This is a genomic window from Streptococcus sp. HMSC078D09 (assembly GCF_001813675.1).
Classification (GTDB): Bacteria; Bacillota; Bacilli; order Lactobacillales; family Streptococcaceae; genus Streptococcus.
Window position 1 is genome coordinate 1 of record NZ_KV813667.1, and the last position, 2,063, is coordinate 2,063.

1 protein-coding gene is annotated in these 2,063 nt (G+C 41.5%); it reads right to left on the reverse strand.

Annotation, left to right across the window (positions count from 1 at the left end; translation table 11 throughout):
- On the reverse strand, positions 1-2,015 hold a 2,015-nt coding region (locus HMPREF2926_RS04880; protein WP_305366799.1), incomplete at its 3' end, for a phage tail spike protein.
- Between the last annotated feature and the right edge of the window lie 48 nt (positions 2,016-2,063).

Genomic DNA, 2,063 nt, shown 5'->3' on the forward strand with positions numbered 1-2,063 from the left:
GTGATAAAGGCTTTTTGTGATGTAAGCTCTCTGATAAATGCTTGATTCGATACAAGCTTGTTGATCATGGCTGAATCCACTAGTAGCTTATCCGCTGTTACCGCATTACTAGCCAAAATCTGAGTTGTTACTGAGCCAGATTCCATGTGGCCTGTTCGGACGCTCTGGGATGCCAGATGACTGCTTGTGATAGACCCATCAACTACCATGTCACCTTTAACTTTGATCATCTTTGCGATCAAAGCAATGGCTTCTGGTTCTTGCACAAGTAGTGAGCTGATGGTTCGTCCATCAATACTTTTTCCGGTCCCAAATGAGATTCGGCCATCTGTGATATTGATATCCGTCTTTTTGAGCATATCGCCCAATTGGCTGGTGATTGTGGTAAATTGTCCATCTGCTGTCTGCTTATACTCTGCGATTTTAGAGGCTAGTCCATCAGCACTTGCCTCTAACGCTGTGACCTTCTGCGTTAGCCCATTAGCGGTACGTTCAAAGCTGGCTTGTGCTTGTGTTACGATATATTCCTGATCTTCTGGGGCAGGTTGCCACTGACGAGGTTTGTAACCCTTGTACAAGTCAACCTCTGTAATGTATAAATCAGCAGTACCGGATCGTGCACCATTGTTATCAAAACGAATGAATGCATTATCTATTTCTCCGGAATTAAACGTTATTGAGACATCTTCGCATCTAGAAGTAGATAATTTTTTGCCATCAACAACCTTCTTTGATACGGAAAAAGCACTGGTCTCGCCTGCTTTTCTTCCTAAAATGAAAACGTCGTAACTGACCAGAGCACCGTTGTTAAATCCTCGGAAATTCAGCATATAGTCTGTATTTCGTTCGAGTTCGAAACGTGGACTATACAAGAAGTTTTCACTTTGAGTTGAATTACTTAGACGCATGAGGTATTTCTGACTATTGTGATAAAAGCCATGCTTAACCAATCTTCCCAGATTTTGAGTAGATTCCCATTCATTCGTACCATTTTTAAAATCACTGTTCCTAATCAGGTTTGGTCCACCGCTAAAAGTAGAGCTAGAGAATTCTTCTTTGACTCCTGCCACTGTCTGTTCAACGTAAGACCGATCTGCTTTGCCGTTGGCCACATTGGTCAGGTCAGAGATGGCTTTCTCTGTAGTCTGCTCAAAGCGTGATTGTGCGCCTTGGATTCCAGCAAATTGGTTTTGTGTCTGATCTTTGAAATCATTGATCAGTTTCTGGATATCGGCATCACTGGTCTTTAATTGATCAGTAGTAGCTTTCAGGCCTTCCATCTTAAATTCAATGCCGTTGTATTGAGCTTTGAACTCTTCTACAATTTCATTTTTATTGGCTTGATTTGCTGCATTGATCTTGTCAGTGACTTGCGCTGAGATTTCTTGCTTGACCACTTCAGCTTGTGCTTTGGCTTGCTCAATCCTGTCTGTGATTTTAAGTTCCAGCTCTTTTGCTTGCTTGTCATACTCAGCATTGGCATTATCTACAAGCTTCTGCACTTTCGCTTCATATTCTGCATCATAAGACTTCATTTTCTTATCGACAGAATCATTGACCATTCCTGAGATAGAGTCTGCTAAACTTCTAGCAATTTCACCAAAACCGATGCTGACAAGTTTGATGCTCATTGGATTAAACTTGTATTTCGTGATTTTTTTTCGCAAATCCACATCGTAGTCCTCGTGGAAGATGCTCACGATATCAAACATGTGTACTGGTTGATCTGCCTGACCTACAACATCAATCTCAAGGCTTTCTTCAATCATGTCGCACAGAGTTTCTCGGAAATAGCGCTTGCCGTATTCCTCAAGCGTTTTTTGATCCACGACATCCTGATCTTGTACTTCCATATCCGCTTCGTAGATATGCTTGTATTTATTAATCAGTGGGCTATCAATGGTCACGGTTAGGATCTGATCTTTCTTTCCTTCCTCGTGGGCTTCGATAACCTTTTTAAAATGGATCCGTGTTCTCAACTCTTTAGTGGATTTTGATTCCTGAAACGACTTCATGTTTTTCTTGTAGGCAAACAATGATTCGTTTTCGATTCCGCCATGTTC